The organism is Sphingomonas aurantiaca, from assembly GCF_003050705.1.
In the GTDB taxonomy this organism is placed as follows: domain Bacteria; phylum Pseudomonadota; class Alphaproteobacteria; order Sphingomonadales; family Sphingomonadaceae; genus Sphingomonas; species Sphingomonas aurantiaca.
On the sequence record NZ_QAOG01000001.1, the window covers coordinates 864,221 to 883,034 of the forward strand.

The 18,814-nt window shown below is 67.9% G+C and carries 11 protein-coding genes and 1 pseudogene; 8 read left to right on the plus strand and 4 right to left on the minus strand.

What is annotated here, in order from left to right:
* The first annotated feature begins 17 nt into the window (after positions 1-17).
* The 4 genes from C8J26_RS04030 to C8J26_RS04045 are packed head-to-tail and all read left to right on the plus strand — an operon-like array spanning position 18 to position 5,245.
* Entirely contained in the window at positions 18-1,187 is a 1,170-nt protein-coding gene (locus C8J26_RS04030; RefSeq protein ID WP_208631316.1) for a KpsE/RkpR family capsule polysaccharide export protein, read from the plus strand.
* On the plus strand, positions 1,177-2,709 hold the full coding sequence (locus C8J26_RS04035) for a capsular polysaccharide export protein, LipB/KpsS family (RefSeq protein ID WP_107956781.1): 1,533 nt from the start codon (positions 1,177-1,179) through the stop codon (positions 2,707-2,709). The genes C8J26_RS04030 and C8J26_RS04035 overlap by 11 nt, the downstream gene beginning before the upstream one ends.
* Positions 2,709-3,944, plus strand: a complete 1,236-nt coding sequence (locus tag C8J26_RS04040) for a capsule biosynthesis protein (RefSeq protein ID WP_107956782.1) — start codon at positions 2,709-2,711, stop codon at positions 3,942-3,944. Before C8J26_RS04035 ends, C8J26_RS04040 begins: the two co-directional genes overlap by 1 nt.
* Positions 3,945-3,967: 23 nt before the next feature.
* Positions 3,968-5,245 carry a glycosyltransferase family 4 protein gene (locus C8J26_RS04045; RefSeq protein ID WP_107957066.1) on the plus strand — a complete coding sequence of 426 codons (1,278 nt, stop codon included), beginning with the start codon at positions 3,968-3,970 and terminating at the stop codon, positions 5,243-5,245.
* Positions 5,246-5,264: 19 nt separating this feature from the next.
* Here C8J26_RS04045 and C8J26_RS04050 read toward each other — a convergent pair whose 3' ends face one another.
* Positions 5,265-6,605 carry a class I SAM-dependent methyltransferase gene (locus tag C8J26_RS04050; RefSeq protein WP_165391686.1) on the minus strand — a complete coding sequence of 447 codons (1,341 nt, stop codon included), beginning with the start codon at positions 6,603-6,605 and terminating at the stop codon, positions 5,265-5,267.
* A gap of 146 nt (positions 6,606-6,751) precedes the next feature.
* On the opposite strand from C8J26_RS04050, the gene C8J26_RS04055 reads away from it, so the two are divergent.
* Genes C8J26_RS04055 through C8J26_RS04070 form a run of 4 tightly spaced genes read left to right on the plus strand, consistent with a single transcriptional unit; the run spans position 6,752 to position 14,612 of the window.
* The gene (locus C8J26_RS04055; RefSeq protein ID WP_107956783.1) at positions 6,752-10,996 is read left to right on the plus strand and encodes a glycosyltransferase; all 4,245 of its coding nucleotides are present in this window, start codon (positions 6,752-6,754) and stop codon (positions 10,994-10,996) included.
* Positions 10,993-13,113, plus strand: a complete 2,121-nt coding sequence (locus C8J26_RS04060) for a glycosyltransferase (protein ID WP_107956784.1) — start codon at positions 10,993-10,995, stop codon at positions 13,111-13,113. The genes C8J26_RS04055 and C8J26_RS04060 overlap by 4 nt, the downstream gene beginning before the upstream one ends.
* Positions 13,114-13,167: 54 nt before the next feature.
* Complete coding sequence (locus C8J26_RS04065) at positions 13,168-13,992, plus strand: formate/nitrite transporter family protein (protein WP_107956785.1); 825 nt, start codon at positions 13,168-13,170, stop codon at positions 13,990-13,992.
* Positions 13,992-14,612, plus strand: a complete 621-nt coding sequence (locus C8J26_RS04070; RefSeq protein WP_107956786.1) for a phosphatase PAP2 family protein — start codon at positions 13,992-13,994, stop codon at positions 14,610-14,612. The genes C8J26_RS04065 and C8J26_RS04070 overlap by 1 nt, the downstream gene beginning before the upstream one ends.
* An 859-nt stretch (positions 14,613-15,471) precedes the next feature.
* Here the strand turns inward: C8J26_RS04070 and C8J26_RS21160 are convergent.
* The 3 genes and pseudogenes from C8J26_RS21160 to lnt form a co-directional block, all read right to left on the minus strand.
* A pseudogene (locus C8J26_RS21160) lies at positions 15,472-15,588 on the minus strand (methyl-accepting chemotaxis protein); the annotation flags it as partial.
* 304 nt (positions 15,589-15,892) lie between these two features.
* Positions 15,893-17,110 carry a methionine adenosyltransferase gene (metK, locus tag C8J26_RS04080; RefSeq protein ID WP_107956788.1) on the minus strand — a complete coding sequence of 406 codons (1,218 nt, stop codon included), beginning with the start codon at positions 17,108-17,110 and terminating at the stop codon, positions 15,893-15,895.
* A gap of 71 nt (positions 17,111-17,181) precedes the next feature.
* Positions 17,182-18,726, minus strand: a complete 1,545-nt coding sequence (lnt, locus tag C8J26_RS04085; protein WP_107956789.1) for an apolipoprotein N-acyltransferase — start codon at positions 18,724-18,726, stop codon at positions 17,182-17,184.
* Between the last annotated feature and the right edge of the window lie 88 nt (positions 18,727-18,814).

An 18,814-nucleotide genomic window follows, 5' to 3' on the forward strand; every position in this document is an offset into this window, starting at 1 on the left:
GACCTTCGGAGAACATCATGACGCACGGTTTCATGTCCCCGGCGACCGCCGAACCGGAGGCGATGCCGAGCCTTGGGGAGCGATGGCGCGACGCCCGCACGCGCTATGGCTGGTTCTTCGTCGTGGTCGTGTTCCCCTGCCTTGCCGCCGCGCTCTACCTCTATGGCTTCGCCGCGGATCAGTATGAGTCCGAGGCGCATTACCTGGTCCGTGCGCAGGGCGCGCCCGCATCGAGCGGGTCGAGCATCGAAAAGCTGCTCGGCGCGAGCGGCGGCAGCGGTGGTGGCGGGCAGGGCGAGGCCAACAGCGTCGCGGACTTCCTGCTGTCGCACGACGCGGTCGATGCGCTGCGCCGGCAGAGTGCGCTGATCGCACGGTTCCGCCGTCCCGAGGCGGATGGACTGAGCCGTTTGCCCTCCGCCGATCCGACGCCCGAAGCGCTGCTCAAATATTACCGCAAGCAGGTCGACGTCCATTATGACACCGACACCGGCATCACGACGCTCAAGGTCCGCGCGTTCCGGCCGACCGATGCCTATGTCATCGCCCGCAAGCTGCTCGGACTGGGCGAGGGCCAGGTCAACACGATGAACGTCCGGTCCTATGCCGATGCGGTCAAGCTGTCGCGCCAGCAACTCGCCGAAGCCGAGCAGGCCCTGACGCAGGTCCAGTCGCGGATGACCAATTTCCGGCAGGACAGCCGCGACGTGAATCCGCAAGGCACCGCCGAAGCGCAGATCGGTCTTGTGTCGAAGCTCGAATCCGAACTGTCCGCCGCGCGCTCGCAACTCGCGACGACGGTCAGCCTGATCGGCACGCGCAATCCGCAATATGCCGCGCTGTCGCAGCAGGTCCGATCGTTGCAGAGCCAGGTCGCGGCGCAATCCGCGAAGCTCGCCGGCGGCGGCAACGCGATCGCCGCGGGGCTCGGCGATTACGAGCGGCTGCGGATGCAGCAGGAGTTCCTGTCGAAGCGCTACGACGCGGCCTCGGCGGCATTCGAGGCGGCGCGGCAGCAGGCGGTCCGCCAGCAGCTCTATGTCGTCCGGATCGTCGATGCGAACATGCCCGTCCGCTCCGAATATCCCAAGCGCGCGCTGTCGTTGCTGACGCTCTTCATCGCGTTGATGGTGCTGTACGGCCTTGGCTGGCTGGTCGCCGCGGGTGTGCGGGAACATGCGAGCTAAGATCCACCACGCACCGTCTCGCTCCACCGTGGCGGAGCGCGGGGCCAGCATCGTACCGTTGCTGCGCGCGCCGCCCTTTCCCTGGGCGGCGCCGGTGACGATCACCGTGGCGGGCGGCACGCCACCCAGCCTTGCGGAGGCGCGTCTTGCGCTGGATGCGTTGCGCGCGGCGCGAGTCGGCGGCGCGTTCTGGGACGGCGACGGCGATCCCTGGACGCGGGTCGAGACCGCCGCGTCGGTGCAGGCGGAGCCCGCCGACGACCTCGCGATCGTCGCCTGGCTGTCGCACGTCGAGGTTCGCGACGGCATGGGCGGGATCGTCGATCCGGTGCGGATCGAACACGCCTGCCTCGAGCGACTGACCGCGTTTGCCTGCCACGATCCGTTCGAGGATCGGCCCGCGACGCTGGCCGAGACGATCGCGCGGCTGGCGGGGTGGCGCCGGACGCTCGACGCCAACCGCAGGATCGGCGTGATGACCGGCATGGCGATGTGGAAACGCACCGCGATCGGCCGGTTCCTGTGGGACGGACGCGCGCACCCGGCCGACCTCTCCCCGAAAAAGGCGCTGGCCGCCGCGCGCCGATCGGGCCGCGCGATCGCCGGCTGGGCGTCGCGGATACCGCCCGATTATGCGCGCGACGTGGCGGCCGCCGGGCTCGACCTGCACATCGTCGAGGATGGCTTCGTCCGGTCGAGCGGGCTTGGCGCCGATGGCCGCGTGCCGAGTTCGGTGACGGTCGACACGCGCGGCGTCTATTACGATCCCGGCCAGCCGAGCGATCTCGAAATCCTGTTGCAGACGCACGCGTTTCCGGACGCGCTGATCGCGCGCGCGCGCCGTCTGCGTGGCATGATCTGTGATATGAGGATCGGCAAATACGGCGTCGATGCCGGGACGGTTGCGCCGCTGCCCGATCGACGCTGCGTCCTGGCGATCGGGCAGGTCGAGGATGATCGCTCGGTGCTGTGCGGCGGCGCGGGCGTGACGTCGAACATCGCGTTCCTGGCGCGCGTTCGGGCGTGCGAGCCGGATGCGTTTATCGTCTATCGCCCGCATCCCGATGTCCTCGCCGGCCACCGCAAGGGGCATATATCGTCTGCGACCGCCGCTGCATCGGTCGATCGGATCGACCAGGACAGCGGCCTGCTCTCGCTCGTCGAACGCGTCGATGCCGTTCATGTCCTGACATCGCTGACCGGGTTCGAGGCGCTGATGCGCGGTCGCCCGGTGACCGTCCATGGACGCCCCTTCTATGCCGGTTGGGGTCTTACCGAGGATCTCGTCGACCAGCCCGACCGGCGCGCGCGCAGGCTGACGCTCGATCAGCTCGTCGCGGGCGCGCTGATCCTGTACCCGCGCTACATCGATCCGGTGACCGGCGTGTTCTGCGACGTCGAAACGCTGATCGGCCGGATCGCGGCGGGGCAGGGGCGATCGGACACCGCCTTCACGCTGCTGCGCCGGGCACTCGGCCGCCTTCGGCATCGCGGCGTCCTGCTGTCGGCGGGGCTCCGTTGATGCCGGCGACCACCGGCCGACAGACGTTCCTGTTCCTGCAGGGGCCGCACGGCGTCTTCTTCGACCAGCTCGCCGCCGCGCTCGCGATGGAGGGGCATGCGATACGCCGGATCAACCTGAACGGCGGCGACCGCGCCGATTGGAGCGGCGTGTCGACCGATTACCGCAGCTCGCTGAAGGGCTGGCCGCTGTTCTTCGACGATTTTGTCGTTGATCATCAGGTCACCGACGTCATCCTCTTCGGCGATTGCAGGCCGTACCACGCCTCCGCGCATGGTATGGCCAAGCTGCGCGGCATCCGCGTGCATGTGGTCGAGGAAGGCTATATCCGCCCCGATTTCATGACGTTGCAGGAAGACGGCGTGAACGGCAATTCGACGTTGCCGCGCGATGGCGACTGGTATCGCGAACAGGCGAACCGGCTGGGCGCCATCCCCCCGGCGCGACCCGTCCCGTCGAGCTTTGCCCGGCGACTGCGCGAGACCAGCCGCTACACCATCGCCAGCGGCCTCACGCGGCCGCTCTACCCCTTTTATCGGTCGCACCGCTCGGCCGGGATGCTCAGCGAGGCGCTCGGCTGGGCGGTGCATTTCCTTACCAGGCAGCGCGAGCGGAGGCGGTCTGCGGCGACGATGGCGGCGATCGGCCATTTGCCGTATTTCGCGCTGCCGCTCCAGCTGAATTCGGATTACCAGATCCGCGTCCATTCGCCGTTCCGCGATATGTGCGCCGCGCTGCGGTTCATCATCAAGAGCTTTGCGCGGTCGGCGCCGCCCGGAGTCAACCTGATCGTCAAGCGGCATCCGCTCGATGGCGGGCTGACGAGCTGGCGGCGGTTCGTTCGCCGCGAGGCGCAGCGCTACGGGATCGCCGACCGGGTGTTCTATATCGGCGACGGCGACATATCCGAGCTGGTGGCGAGGGCCCGCGCGGTCGTGACCGTCAACAGCACGGTCGGCACGCTCGCGCTGAATTCGGGGGTGCCGGTGGCGGTGCTCGGCGACGCGATCTACGACATCGAGGGCATCGTCCGGCGCGAGCCGCTCGATACGTTCTGGGCCGATCCGCCGCCGGTCGACACCGAGCTGTACGAGGCGTTCAAGCGAGTCCTGATCGATCGATGCCTGATCCCCGGCGGGTATCTGAGCGACGAGGGGATCGCGATGCTCGTCCGGCATGCCGTGCGCCGCCTGACAGGCGCCGACCCTGTCGATCACCCCGAGGCCGGCGTTTGAAGCCGTTCCGCGCGTTTGCGCCGATGCTGCTGACCCGGACCTGGGTGCCGCAATGGCTCGGCGGACGGCCCAGCGAGGATGCGGAAGTCGTGCTCGACCTGTCGCGCCTGCTCAGTCGTTCCTATCATGTGACGCCGACCGGGATCGACCGGGTCGAGTTCGTCTATGCGCGCGAACTGCTCGACCGCATTCCGGACAGGCTGGCCTTTGCCGCGGTGCATCCGGCGGGGGGCTATTACGGGCGGTTGCCGGTGGGGGCGGTGCGGCAGTTTCTCAGCTTCACCGATGCGCGGTGGCAGAATCCCGACGCGTTCGATCCGCAGGCGGTGCGCGCCGCCGCCAACCGGCATCTGCTGGCGCTGCGGCCGCGACCGGTGCCGACGGCGGATCGGCGGCGCATCTATCTCCAGGCGTCGCATCATCATCTCGACGATATCGACCTGGTCGCGGCGATCCTGAAACGCGAACGTGCCCGGCTGATCGCGCTAATCCACGACGTGATCCCGCTCACGCATCCCGAATTCGCGCGGAGCGACGGTCAGGCGCGGCACGCCAAGGTCATGCGGACGATCGACCGCCACGCCAGCGGGATCATCGGCAATTCGGCGGCGACGATCGCGGCGGTCGGCGCGCATCTGACCGACGCACGCGGCGACCGCGTGATCCGCGTCGCGCATCTTGGCACCGACCCGGCAGAGCTGCCTTCGACCAGTCGGTCGACGATCCTCCCGGCCAGTCCCGAGGTTCCTTATTTTGTGTGCGTCGCGACGATCGAGCCGCGCAAGAACCACCTGCTGCTGCTCAACGTCTGGCGCCGGCTGGTCGAGACGCTGGGCAGCGCGGCGCCGAAGCTCGTGCTGATCGGCCGGCGCGGGTGGGAGAATGAGAATGCGATCGACATGATCGAACGCTGCACCGCTTTGTCGGGGCATGTGATCGAGGCGTCGGACATGTCCGATCGCGTGATGCAGGCGATGCTCGGCGGTGCGCAGGCATTGCTGTTGCCGTCGTTCGCCGAAGGGTTCGGGATGCCGGTCAGCGAGGCGCTTGCCGCCGGGGTGCCGGTGATCTGCAGCGATATCGCTGCCTTGCGCGAGGTCGGCGGCGAGACGCCCGACTATCTCGATCCGCTCGACGGGCTGGGGTGGCTGGAGGCGGTGATCGCCTATTCACGCCCCGGATCGCCGCGCCGCGCCGCCCAGCTCGACCGGATGGCGCGGTGGCGGCCGGTCAGCTGGGCAGAGCATATCGACGTGGTCGAGGCGACGATCGATTCGGTCGGGGCGATGGCGCGGGGCTGACCTGCGGGCGGCGCGTCGCTCAGCGATCGCCGCGGCGGACGATGATCCCAAACGAGGTCGTGACATATTGCCCGAGCGCGAGCTTCAGGTGATTGTCCGCCGAATAGGGCGGCACGTCGACATAGGCATCCTGCTGCGTGTCGCCGAGATCATATTTGATCTGCGCGACGAAATGCCCGCGCGAGACGAGATCGACCGCGAGCCGCTCGAAGTCGCGCCGCCGGAACAGGACGGTGCCGCCGCTGTCGATCGTCGCATCGTTCGAGGTGAGGTTGAGTTCGGTGGTGTGCACCGCAAGCCCGCCCGGATTGAGGCACTGGACCGCGTTGCGGACGAAATCGAGGCCCGCCTCGATCGACCCCAGATGCTCGTACGCGCAGGAGGACCAGGTGAAATCGAACCCGCGCAGGTCGGCGGGAATCGCGTTCATGTCGGCCACGCGGAACGCGACGTTCCGGTCGAAGACGTCGTCCGCGCAGATTTGGGGATAGCGAAGCTGGTCGAGCCCGTCGCTATGCTGGTTGGTCAGCGTCCAGTCGCGGCTGCGCGCGTCGTCCGAGGCGAGATCGGTCGCGACGACCGAGCATCCCATCGCCGCCATCGCCGCGGGCAGCGGCTCGATGCCGACGCCGAAGCCGAGACCGCGCGCGCCGGGCTTGAGCATGCCGTAGCGCTCGAGCGTCTGCAGGATGTAGACGAATTCCCATTGCTTGCGATGGCGGTGCTTGGCGAGTTTCAGCCGGTCGAGCCACAGGTCGTAGGCGGGCTCGTTGAACTGCGATGCGGTGCAGGTCTGCGAGACCGGATCGGCGAGCGTCGCCTTGCCGGGCGCGAGCAGCCGCGAGGCGCGGCGGAACACGCGCTGGCCGAAGATCGACTTGCGCGCCGCCTCGACCTGCTTCTCGAAATGCGGCTGGTGCGCGGCCGTTTCGAGCACGACCCTGAACGACTGGGCGGCGGCATCGGTGTCGGAATAGAGATGCCCGAGCACCGCATATTGCATGCCGTCGACCGCATCGAACGTGAGGCGCATCGTGCCGCCGGCCGCGACGATCTCGCGCACCGCGATCGGCCAGGTCTTGATCGTCTCGGCGGGTCGCGATCCGTCGAGCGGCAACGCGTTCACGCGCACGACCATCGAGCCGAGCGTTGCGGTCAGGCCGGTGAAGACGAGCGAGCAGCGGACCGTCGCGCTGTCCAGCGCAATGTAGCGCGTATGAAAGACATAGGCCGGATCTTCCGAGGGTTCGGTGCCGCCAAGTCCTTGAATTCGGCTCGTTCGAGGGGGCCAGAAGTCGAACGGACCCGCGTCTATCTCAAGTGCTTCGGCGCTGGATGACAAGGATGGCGTAGTTTGCATCAGCAGGTCGTAGCGGCGAAGGAGGAACGCGTCACGCGCTGAAGGAACGGTGCCCCAAAATTGTACGACTATACTTGGATGGGTTGTATCCTTCGCCGGTCTTGATCTTATAGTAGGGCGATTCAGGCCCCAAATTAGAGAGATCGATGAACAACGTATTCCGGACGGGCTTCGGTCGGTTGATGGGCGCCGCATCGAGGGCCGGGTCGGGATCGGGGGACCGAACGGTCCACCGGGTCGCAGGCGACGCCGCGCGCGACGCACGCGATTGGGCAGGCGCGATCGAGGCCTATCGCCGGCATGTCGCGCTCAATCCCGGCGATTTCGCGATCCATGTGCAGATGGGACACGCGCTGAAGGAGGCGCGCGATTTCACCGCGTCGATGGAGGCGTATCATGCCGCCTACAGGATCGATGCGCGCGATTCGGATCTGCTCGTCAACATCGGCCATCTGCACAAGATGCGGGGCCAGCAGGCGGCGGCGTGCTTCGCCTATGTCGCGAGCTATGCGCTGGACGCCAATGCCGATGCGGCGACCGAGCTCGAGGATCCGCTGCTGGCGGCGGACATCGCGGTCGCGCGCGGCGCCTTCTTCGCCGATCCGACGCGCGACCCGGTCGTTCTGACCGCCGATCTCCTGGCACCGGCGCCGACGCCGGATATCCCCGCGGACCCGATGGCGGATCGAGCCGCGGAACCGGCTGCGGATCGCGGCGACGCCATCGCGCAATCGCCGCTATTCGACGAACGCTGGTACCGGCAGCGCTACGGGGTCGCCCCGGGCATGGACGCGGCGCAGCATTATGCGACGATCGGCGCTGCCGAGGGGCATGAGCCGCACCGTCTGTTCGACAGTCGCTTCTATCGATCGCAGGTGATGGGCGACCTGCCGCCGGGCGCGAACCTGCTCGACCATTTCCTCAAGGTCGGCGGTCCGAACGGGCTCGATCCGCACCCGCTGTTTGCCGGGCGCTGGTACCGCGAACGCCATCCCGAATCGGCTCGCGACGGTGCCATCCCCGTCCTTCATTACCTGACGCGCGCGGCAGACGAGGCGATCGCGCCGACGCCGCTGTTCGACGCGGCCCGCTACCGCGAGGCGATGCCCGACATCGGCGAGACCGAGACGGCGTTCGGCCATTATCTCGACCATGGCGATGCCGCGGACGTCACGCCGATCGAGGGGTTCCAGGCCGCCCGCATCCTCGACACCTTCGGGGGATCGCCGGTCGGCGGCGAGAGCGCGCTGGAACTGTACGTGCACTTCATGGGTCGCGACCAGGCGCTCGCCTGCGCCACCTTCGACTCGCTCGATCCGTCCGAGTTCGGCGTCCGGCCGCCGCCGCTTCGCCTCGAGCCGACGGCGCCCGCCGACGAGCGGATCGCCGCGGCCGATCGGCTGCTGCAGCGGCTGGTCGGGCGTATCGCGCCCGGCGCCGACGGCCCGTCCGCTGACCGGTATGCGATGGCCAAGCTCGAACTGCTGCGCCGCGATCCGGTGCTGCTCGATGCCGCGGTCCGCGACTTGCAGCACGCGACCGTGGCCGCCGCGAGCGAGGTGGTGGCGATGTTCGGCGTTCTGCCGCTTCACGCGGTCGCGCCCGGCGACGACCAAGACGGTTTTCCGCCCGCGGGGCTGCTCGAGCGCTACCGCGCCGGCCAGCGCGACCTGGCGCACCGCTTCCGCCTCGATCACGACCGTGTCGGTGCGGTGACGGACGGGCCGAAAATCTCGATCCTGCTGCCAATCTATCGCTCGCCGGTGGTGTATCTGGAGCGGGCGATCCTGTCCGTCCTCGCCCAGACCTATGCCAATTGGGAATTGTGCATCGTCGACGACTGTTCGCGCGAGACCGCGTTGACCGACGTCGTGATGCGGTTCTGCGCGGCCGATCCGCGAATCACCTTCGCCGGTGCGCGCCGCAATGGCGGGATCGCGGCGGCCACCAACCGCGCGCTCGACCTCGCCACCGGCGACTATATCGCGCTGTTCGATCATGACGACATGCTGACCGTCGATGCGCTCGAGATCGTCGCCCGGCGGATCGCGGCGGCGCCCGACACCGACTGGCTCTACAGCGACGAGTGCAAGATCGGGGTCGACGACCAGCCCGACGAACTGCTGACCAAGCCCGACTGGAGTCCGTCGCTGCTGATGTCGGTGATGTATACCGGGCATCTCTCCGTCTATCGATCGAGCCTGGTCCGATCGGTCGGCGGCTTTCGCAGCGCCTATGATTTCTCGCAGGATTACGACCTCGCGCTGCGGATCTCGGAGACCGCGCCGGTCGTCCACCACATCCGCGATGTCCTGTATGGCTGGCGCATGATCGAAGGGTCTGCGGCAAGCGGCGGCAAGCCCGAGGCGCGACGGACCAATATCGGTGCGGTCCAGGCGGCAATGGATCGTCGCGGCTGGCATGGTCGCGCGGTCGCGCTGCCCGCATCGAATCGCGCGCAGGCAGACTATGCGGCGTTCGACCAGCTCGTCTCGATCATCATTCCGTCCGACGATGCCGGGCATATCGTCCGCGCGGTGATGTCGATCGTCGCATGGACCGGCTATGACCGGTACGAGATCGTGATCGTCACCAATTCGCGGACCGCCGCGCAGTGTCGCGACTGGATCGACGGTCCGCGTATCCGCTTCGCGCTGTTCGATGCGCCGTATAATTTCTCGGCGAAATGCAATGCCGGTGCCGCGGTCGCGCAGGGCGAATATGTCGTCTTCCACAATGACGACGTGCTGGTCGTGTCGCACGACTGGATCGAGGCGCTGCTCGAGCAGCTCGTCCGGCCCGGCGTCGGCGGAGTCAGCCCCAAGCTGCTCTACGAGAATGGGCGCATCCAATATGCGGGCATGGCGGTCGGCCTGCGGCGACTGACGGGGACGACGTTCCACGCCTTCCCACGGCACAGTTCGACGCATTTCAACCTGGCCCAGTCGACCCGCGACGTCGGGCTGATGTGCGGCGCGTGTTGCGCGATGCCCACCGGGCTGTTCCGCGAGCTTGGCGGGTGGGATGCGCCGAACGTCGGCATCGCGCATTCGGACGTCGATCTCAGCCTGCGGATCCGCGAGGCCGGTTACCGGTTGGTCTATACGCCGCATGCCGAGCTGATCCATATCGGCCATGCCTCGATCGGCGGCGATGCCGACCTGCCGGCGGGATCGCGCTGGAAGAAGAGCAAGGCGGATATCTTCCTGCTCAAGCGCTTTCCGACGCTGATCGCGGACGATCCGTATTTCCCGCCGATGATGAGCGGGATCAGCTATGTCGATTCGCAGGAACCCTATCGGATCCACCCCGCCAGGGCGCGCTATACGGGCACCGGGCCGGACATCCTGATCGTCTCGCACGACCTGACCAACAGCGGCGCGCCGCGCGTTGCGGCGGACATGGCGATCGCGCTCAAACAGTCGGGCGCGTTCGTCGTGGTGACGTGCCCGACCGACGGGCCGATGCGCGCACGCCTGACCGAGGCGGATATCCCCGTCATCATCGATTCGCTCGCGCTCACCGGCCATTCGAGCGTCCATGATTTTGCGCGCAACTTCGATACCGTCATCGTCAACACGGTGATCGGCTGGCGAGTCGTCCAGCAGCTCGATGCCGAAACCGAGGTGCGCTGGTACATCCATGAATCCGGGCTGATCGACGATATGGTGCGCGATACGCACGGATTTGGCGCGACGCTGGCATCGGCGCGCAACATCCTCGCGGTCAGCACGCGAACCGCGGCAGTGCTGCGCCGGCACGGCGTCGCGTCGCGCCTGCTGGAAACCGGGATCGCCGATCCGAAGCCCTTATATCCGATCCCGGCGCAGACCGACCGCGTCCGGATCGGCGTGTTCGGGTCGTTCGAGCCGCGCAAGGGGCAGGATATCGCCGCGCAGGCCTTTGCGATGATCCCGCCCCGCATACGCGCGGGCGCCGCGCTCAATTTCTACGGTCGCGATCACGATCCCGATTTCCAGGACAAGGTCCGCCATACGTGGCAGCACCAGGAGGGTATCCACTTCCACGGCGAGAAGGGGCATCCGGACTATTGGCATTGCCTCGCCGACATGGACATCGTGCTGGTCCCGTCGCGCGACGATCCGCTCCCGCTGGTCGCGTCCGACGCGCTGGCGCTGGGCAAGACGATCGTGTGCAGTGACTGCACGGGGACGTCGGATTATATCGAGCATGAGGTGTCGGGCTTCGTCTATCCGACCGCGCGGATCGCCGATCTTGCCGCGCTGCTGACCCGGTTGATCGAGGATCGCGCCCTGCGCGAATCGGTGCGTGCGCCGGCGCGGGCGGTGTACGAGGCGATGTTCACGATGGAGGCGTTCACCGCGCGGCTGTCGGAGCGGATCGCCGCTGCGCCCGTCGGAGCGGCGTGATCGCAGCGGAGGATGGCGCCGCCGCGCTGGCGGCGCGCGCCGATCAGGCGCGCGATCGTCGCGACTGGCTGGAGGCGGCGGAGGCCTATCGCGGGGTGCTGCGCGTCCAGCCGCGCAACGCCGGGCTTTGGGTGCAGCTGGGCCATGCGCTGAAGGAATCGGGCGGCCTTCAGGCGGCGGGCGATGCGTATCGGCGCGCGCTGTCGATCGACCGGTTCAGCGCCGATACGCATTTGCAGCTCGGGCATCTGCTCAAGATGCAGGACGATCGTGCGGGCGCGATCGCAGCCTATGCGCAGGCGCTGCGGCTCGATCCGCAGCTGGAGTCCGCGCTCGGCGAACTCGTCCATCTCGGTGCGCGCAACCGGATCCCGGCGGCAGCGATCGATCGCGAGGCGATGTGGCGGCGGCTCGATGCCGTGGCGGAGGCGCTGGCCGACGCGAACGATGCGCTGCGCGCCTGGATCGGGACCTCGGCCTATCCGATGGCGGCGTATGACCGGTTCCGCGCGGATGTCGCGATCCGGCCACCACCGCCCGTGCCTGGGGGCGACGATCCCTTGCCGCCGATCACGCTGGCGATCGACTGCGGCGGGGCGACGGCAACCGCGGTCCGCGCCACCTTGACCGGCTTGCTCGATCAGTCGGATCTGTCTTGGGCGGCGCGACTGGTGGACGCGGCCGGGATCGCCGATCATCCCGTGGCGAGCATGACGCTCACCGATCCGCGGATCGGGTTCGATGGTCCCGGCGATCACCCGCTAAGCGCCGGGCTGACGATCGCTATCGATGCGGGCACGATCCTGCATCCGCATGCGCTGGCGTGGGTGCGCTATGTCGCGCTGCGGTCGGGCGCGGGGGCGGTGACGTGCGATCACGACCATGTGCGGCGCCACTGGGCGCGCGGGCAGCGTCATGCCGATCCCGTCCTGTACGGAGTCGATGATCCGTCGTTGCGCGCGGCGGTCCCGCCCCGGCTGGTGGCGGTACGCGGTGATCTCGCGGGGATGCCGTCCAGCGGCGGCACGCGCTCGGGCGCCGATGGGCGCGCCGCGATGCTCCACGCCGCGCGGGCGGCGCAGGCGCGGGTTGCGCATGTTCCGCGTATCCTCGCCTCGATGCTCGATGAGGGGGGGGAGCGCCTGGCCGCGCCCGATGCGGCGGTAATCGCATCAGGCACGTCCGACGCGCGGCGATCGCGAATCGCCATCATCGTGCCGACGCGCGATCACGCGGCGATGCTGGCCGAGGCGATCGACAGCCTGATCGCGACCGCGGCGATACCCGACCGGATCCTTTTCGTAATCGTCGACAATCGGAGCCGGGAGGCGGCGACGCAGGCGTTGCTTGCCGCGCGCGCCTTGCGGTCCGATCATGCCGTCGTCACGATGGACGAACCGTTCAACTGGTCGCGCGCGAACATGCTCGGCATCGCCGACCCGCGTGTGGCGGACTGCGACCTGCTGGTGTTCGCGAACAACGACGTCGTGATGCTGACGCAGGGCTGGGACGTCGAACTCGACCGATTGCTGGCCGATCCGCCGTGCGGGATCGTCGGTGCACGACTGCTCTACCCCGACATGACGGTGCAGCATGCGGGCATCGTGCTCGGGACGGGCGAGGGGCTGCCGCTGCACGCCGGGCGGCATGCGGCGTTCGACGACCCGGGGCCGGGCGCGCGATACGTGACGCAGCATGATGCGGCGGCGGTGACCGGCGCGTTCCTGGCGATGCGACGCGAGGTGCTCGCTGAGATTGGCGGGTTCGACTGCGCCCGCCTGCCGATCGCGTATAACGACATCGACGTCTGCCTTCGCGCGCGCGCGGCGGGATACCGGGTGCGCTATTGCCCGCAGATCGAGCTGCTCCACCATGAATCGAAGACTCGCGGTCGCACGCGGACCGTGGACGAGGCGGCGTGGGACGATGCCGAGCTCGCGGACATCCATGCGACCTGGGGTGACGCACTCACGATCGACCCAAGCATCAATCCGCAATGGGCGCTGGGCGGCGCGGCGTTCGATGGCCTGCGCGAGCCGGGCATGAGCGAGATTCTCGCGTTCATCGACCGGTCGGCGGCGCCCGATCCGTGGCGCGTGACGAAGCTGCGGCCTTAGCAAAACCGCGAGGCGGCGGGAGCGAAACGGGGGGCGGGCCGTTACACAGGCGTAATGGCCACTCCCGATCGCACCGCACCGCAGGACGATGTCGACGACCTCAAGGCCGCCGACGCGAAGGACCTGCACCGCGCGGTGCGCGAGGCGGGGCAGGAGGAACTCGACCGGCCTGTTTCGTCGTTGTTCTTTTCCGGCCTCGCGGCGGGGATGGCGATCGCGAGCTCGCTGATTGCGGAGGGCGCGTTGCACGCGGCGCTGCCCGATACGCCGTGGCGCACGCTCATCGTGTCGCTCGGCTATCCGATCGGGTTTCTCGTCGTCATTCTCGGGCGGATGCAGTTGTTTACCGAGAGCACGATCAGCGCGACGCTGCCGCTGGTGACCAAGCCCTCGGGCTGGGCTCTACGGAGGACTCTGCGGCTCTGGACTGTCGTGCTCGGGGCCAATCTGCTGGGGACCGCGCTGGCCGCGGGGATGATCGCGGCGGGGCTGCTCGGCAGCAGTGAGTTGCGCACCGCGATGATCGAGGTGTCGTCAGCGATCACCGAGCTGTCGGCCGGCGCGACGTTCGTCAACGCGATCCCCGCGGGGTTCATGATCGCGATCCTTGCCTGGTCGTTGCCCAATGCGCGCGGGCAGGCGTTCCAGGTCATCGCCGCGATCACCTATGTCGTCGCGATCGGCGGGTTCAGCCACTCGGTCGTCGGCGCGGTCGAGGCGTGGCTGCTGCTGTTCGTCGGCGAGACCGGCGTCGTGCAGACGCTCGGCGGGCTGATGCTGCCGGCGATCCTCGGCAACCTGTTGGGCGGTGCGGGGTTGTTCGCCCTGCTGGCGCATGCGCAGGTGCGCGGCGAGATGAACGGGCGGGACGAAAACTGATGGGCAAGATCGAACGGGCCGCCAAGGCGGTCGCGACCGCGGATCGCGACGTGACGCTGAAGGCCGCCGAACAGCGCGAGCGGCCGGTCGTCAAGGCCACCGGGTTACTCGCCGAGATCGGCGACCAGCCCCAGCTCGTCGCGACCTCGATCGGGACCGCGGTGATCGGGCTGATCGCGCGGCGTCCCGACATGATCCGCGGCGGCCTGCGGATGCTCGCGGCGCATGCCGCGGCGACCTTCGTCAAATCGGCGATCAAGAGCTCGATCGACCGTACGCGTCCCGAACAGGCGATCGAAGACGGCAAGGCGAAGTTCGAGCCGGGCGACAGCGACGACCATGAACAGACCTCGTTCCCCTCGGGGCATACCGCGGGCGCGGTCGCAGTCGCACGCGCGGCGTCGCGCGACATTGGCGGGGCAGGCGCGCCGGCCGCGGTGATCAGCGGCATGGTCGCGGTCGCGCAACCGCTCACCGGCAAGCATTACCTCTCCGACCTCGTCGTCGGCGCCGCGGTCGGCTGGATCGCCGAGGCGCTCGTCAGCGCGGTGTTCGACCGCGTCGCACCGGTCATCGAAGCACAGGTCGCGACCGGCCCGGCCGCGGACGCGAACGCGTAGCGCCGGGTCAGCCGACGCGCATCCGCGCGCGCATCGCGTCCGCAATCTCGTCGTCGGTCGCGACATGGTCCTCGATCACGCAGCGCAGGTCGAGCCCGGCGAACCCATGGTTGGACGGCACCGACGCCTGCGCGACCACCAGCCCGTCGCGCGCGTCGATCCGGGGCGCGTCGCCGGGTTTCACATAGGGATGCACCGCGTGATAGGCATAGGCCCCGGTGCTGGCGACGACGCGGCCCTGTCGATTGACAATGCTGACGACCGCGCCCGAGGTCGATTTGCGGATGACGTCCATGATCGTCGCCGCCTGTCCCTCGAAATCATATTCGAGATAGCAGACGCCGATCGTCGCGCCGTCGAAGCGGACGGGCGCGACATAGACCAGCACCTTGCGACGATCCGACCAGGGGTTTTCCCAGACGTCGTCGGTCGACCATTCCTGCGACAGATCGGCGACCAGCGCGCGTTCGAACTGCGGATAGCCCTTGAAATTTACGGTGCGGACAGAGGCATTGTCGTGCGCACACACCGCCACCTCTCCGCTTGCATCGACGACGAAGGCGTTGAGGAAATAGGGCGAACAGCGCAGCAGCGCGCGCAGGCGTTCGAGCGCCTTGGCCTCGGCCTTGGGCGAATCGGATCGGAACAGGATCGCCTCGCCGACCGAGTGGTCGGAGGCGAGCATGCGAATGTCGATCGAGCGGTCGTACAGCGTGCGGCACAATGTGTCGGCGATCGACTGCGCCAGCTCGACCAGCCGCCCGCCCTCGACATCGCGCACCAGATCGTCGGCGATCGCCGCGCCCTGTTGGAGCCGTCCGAGAATCTGTTCGCGGAACGACGCGGACGAACTGCGCGCCTGGTCGGCCAGCGCCTTCACCTCCTGAGCTACCACCGCAAAGCCACGCCCGGCCTCGCCCGACCGCGCCGCCTCGATCGTCGCGTTGAGGGCCAGCAGGTTGGTTCGCCCGGCGATCGCCTCGGACTGGCGCGCATGCGCGGTGACCTCCTCGCCCAGTGAGGCAACTAAAGAACGTATGCGGCGGGGCATGGGCAGTATCCGAAGTAGCGACGGGGATTCGGTAGCCGAAAATGGTTAATCGCCGATAGTCACGAAACGGATATTTCTGAAAGAAGCGGCTGATATCGTAGCGTAAATTCGCGCTTCCCCGGACTGACCCCCGCGACCGTCGATCGTCCCGATGCAACAAAGCCTCCCCCGATCGCTCGGGAGAGGCTTTCTCTTTATCGCTGTCCTCCCGCCGGCGGGAGGGGCATCGTCACGCGATAGCAGCCTTCAGCGCGTCGACCAGATCGGTCCTCTCCCAGGTGAACGTGTCACCCTCGGGATCGCGACCGAAATGGCCATAGGCCGCGGTCTTCTTGTAGATCGGCGCGTTGAGCTTGAGGTGCTCGCGGATGCCCTTCGGCGTCAGGCGAACGAGCTTCGGCAGGACCGCCTCGAGCTTGGCCTCTTCCACGGTGCCGGTGCCGTGCGTGTCGACATAAACCGACAGCGGCTCGGCGATCCCGATCGCGTAGCTCAGCTGGATCGTGCAGCGACGGGCGAGGCCGGCAGCGACGACGTTCTTCGCCAGATAGCGTGCGACATAGGCAGCCGAACGATCGACCTTCGTCGGATCCTTGCCCGAGAACGCGCCGCCGCCGTGCGGTGCCGCGCCGCCGTACGTGTCGACGATGATTTTCCGCCCGGTAACGCCTGCGTCGCCGTCAGGGCCACCGATCTCGAACGCGCCGGTCGGGTTGATGTAGATCGCGGTCTCGTCCGAGATGAAGCCTGCTGGCAGCACGTCGGTGAACACGCCCATGACATAGTCACGCAGCTCGGCATATTTGGCCGGATCAGGGTTCTTGCCCTTTTCCGAATAACCGGGCGCATGCTGCGTCGAGACGACGAGCGCGGTCGCGCGGACCGGCTTTTCATTCTCGTATGCGAGCGTCACCTGGCTCTTGGCGTCAGGCTCAAGGAACGGGGCAGCGCCCGAATGACGATCGGCGGCCATCCGCTCGAGGATCTTGTGGCTGTAATACAGCGTGGCGGGCATCAAGCCGGGGGTCTCGTCGGTCGCGTAACCGAACATGATGCCCTGGTCGCCAGCGCCTTCGTCCTTGTTGCCGCTCTCGTCGACACCCATCGCGATCTCCGCGGACTGGCCGTGGAGGTTGTTCTCGAAGCGGAATTCGTTCCAGTGGAAGCCCGACTGTTCGTAGCCGATTTCCTTGACGGTGTTGCGGACGGCCGCCTCGATCTCTTCCAGCACGCCGTCGGCCCACTGGTCGTTCTCGTAGATGCCCTTGCCGCGGATCTCACCGGCGAGGACGACGAGCTGCGTGGTCGTCAGCGTCTCGCAGGCGATGCGCGCCTGCGGATCCTTGGCGAGGAACAGGTCGACAATCGTGTCGCTGATCTGGTCGGCGACCTTGTCGGGATGGCCTTCGGAGACCGACTCGGAGGTGAAGAGAAAGGACTTGCGCATGAAACCTCTTCGCAAAGGCTCGCCGGTAGAGGGCCGGGGAGCGACATATAAGGAAAGCTTTATATGTCCTTCTAGCGCTGGCGGCGGCGCAGGGCAACTGCGGTTGCGAGCATGATCGCGGCAACGATCGCCGCCATCGCATTCCCGACCCGCGAGAACAGCGTCGGGGGGAGGGCGGACGGCATCGGCTGCTCGATCGCGCCCGCGGTCTCGTGCGGGATGGTCGCGACGAGGTGGCCATCGGCGGCGATGATCGCCGAAATGCCCGTCGGGGTGGCGCGCAGGATTGGCAGTCCTTCCTCGATCGCGCGCATCCGCGCCTGGGCGAGGTGCTGGGGCGGGCCCCATTTGCCGAACCACGCGTCGTTGGACGGATTGAACAGGATGCGCGGCCGGTGCGCGCGGTCGACGACCTCGCCCGAGAAGATGATCTCGTAGCAGATCTGCATCCCGATCGCGCCGAAGCCGGGCAGCGTCAGGTTCGCCGGGCCCTTGCCCGAGGTGAAGTCGATGTCGCCGGGTACGAGACGCGCGAGGCCGAGCGGCTTCAACAGCCACGGCATCGGGAGGTATTCGCCGTATGGCACCAGATGCGCCTTGTCGTAGCGCCCACGCAGCCGCGCCTGTGCGTCGAGCGCGAACACCGAATTGGCGGCACCGGAAATCTGATCCCTGGCGTTGAACTCGAGCGCGGTGCCGCCGATCAGCAATATGTCCTGCGGCCCCAGCAGCCGCGCCATGCGGCGGCGCAGGTAGAGCGGGCTCGACCAGCCATAGGCGTAGAAGGGATAGCCGTCCTCGACATAGTCGCGGACGACCCCCTCGGGCCAGACGACGAGGCGCGGCGGCGCGCCGACGCCGCGATCATCCGCGCCGGAGAGCTTTTCCAGCGCGGCGAGGACGCGTTCGCCGTCGGTTTCGCTGCGGTCTTCCTGGCCGATGTCGGGCTGGACCACGCGCACCAGCGGGGTGCCGGGGGCAGGCGGCGGCGCGTTGGTCCACAGCGCGGACAGCGCCGCCAGGCCTAGCGCGGGCAGGACGATTGCGGGCAGCATCCAGCGGCGCAGCGCGAGCAACGCCAGCGCGCCCGCCGCCAGCACGGTCACGCCGGACAGCGCATAGGTGCCGATCCACGCCGATAGCCGCGCGACGCCGATCGCGGGCAGCCAGACGACGCCGAGCGGATCCCAGGCATAGCCCGTGAACAAAGTCGCGCGCAGCCATTCGGTGGCGATCCACGCGGCGGCGAAGACCAGCACATAGGTCGCGTCCGGCGTGCCGGGGCGCCGCGCGATCCGCCACGCCAGCCCGCCCGCGAGCATCGGGAACACCGCGAGATACAGCGCGAGCCCGACCGCTGCGAAATAGCCGAACACCGGCGGCATCGCGTCCTGAAAGTCGAACGCGTGCTGGAACCAGTTGTTGTTCACGGTGAAATGGCCAAGCCCGAACAGCCAGCCACGCCAGAGCGCGCCCCGCAAGGTCGGCGCGCGGTGGACGAGCGTCATCCACACCGCGAACGCGACCAGCGTCAGCGGCCAGAGGTCGAGCGGAGCGAACCCCGTCGCGGCGAGCGCGCCAAGGATGAGGCAGGTGAGGGCGGGAAAACGGGTCACGAAGGCGCTATGGCGTGGCGGGGGGGAGCGGGCAATATTTAAGCCTTGATTGGACGATCGTACGCCACCTTGCGCCACCCCGGCGAAG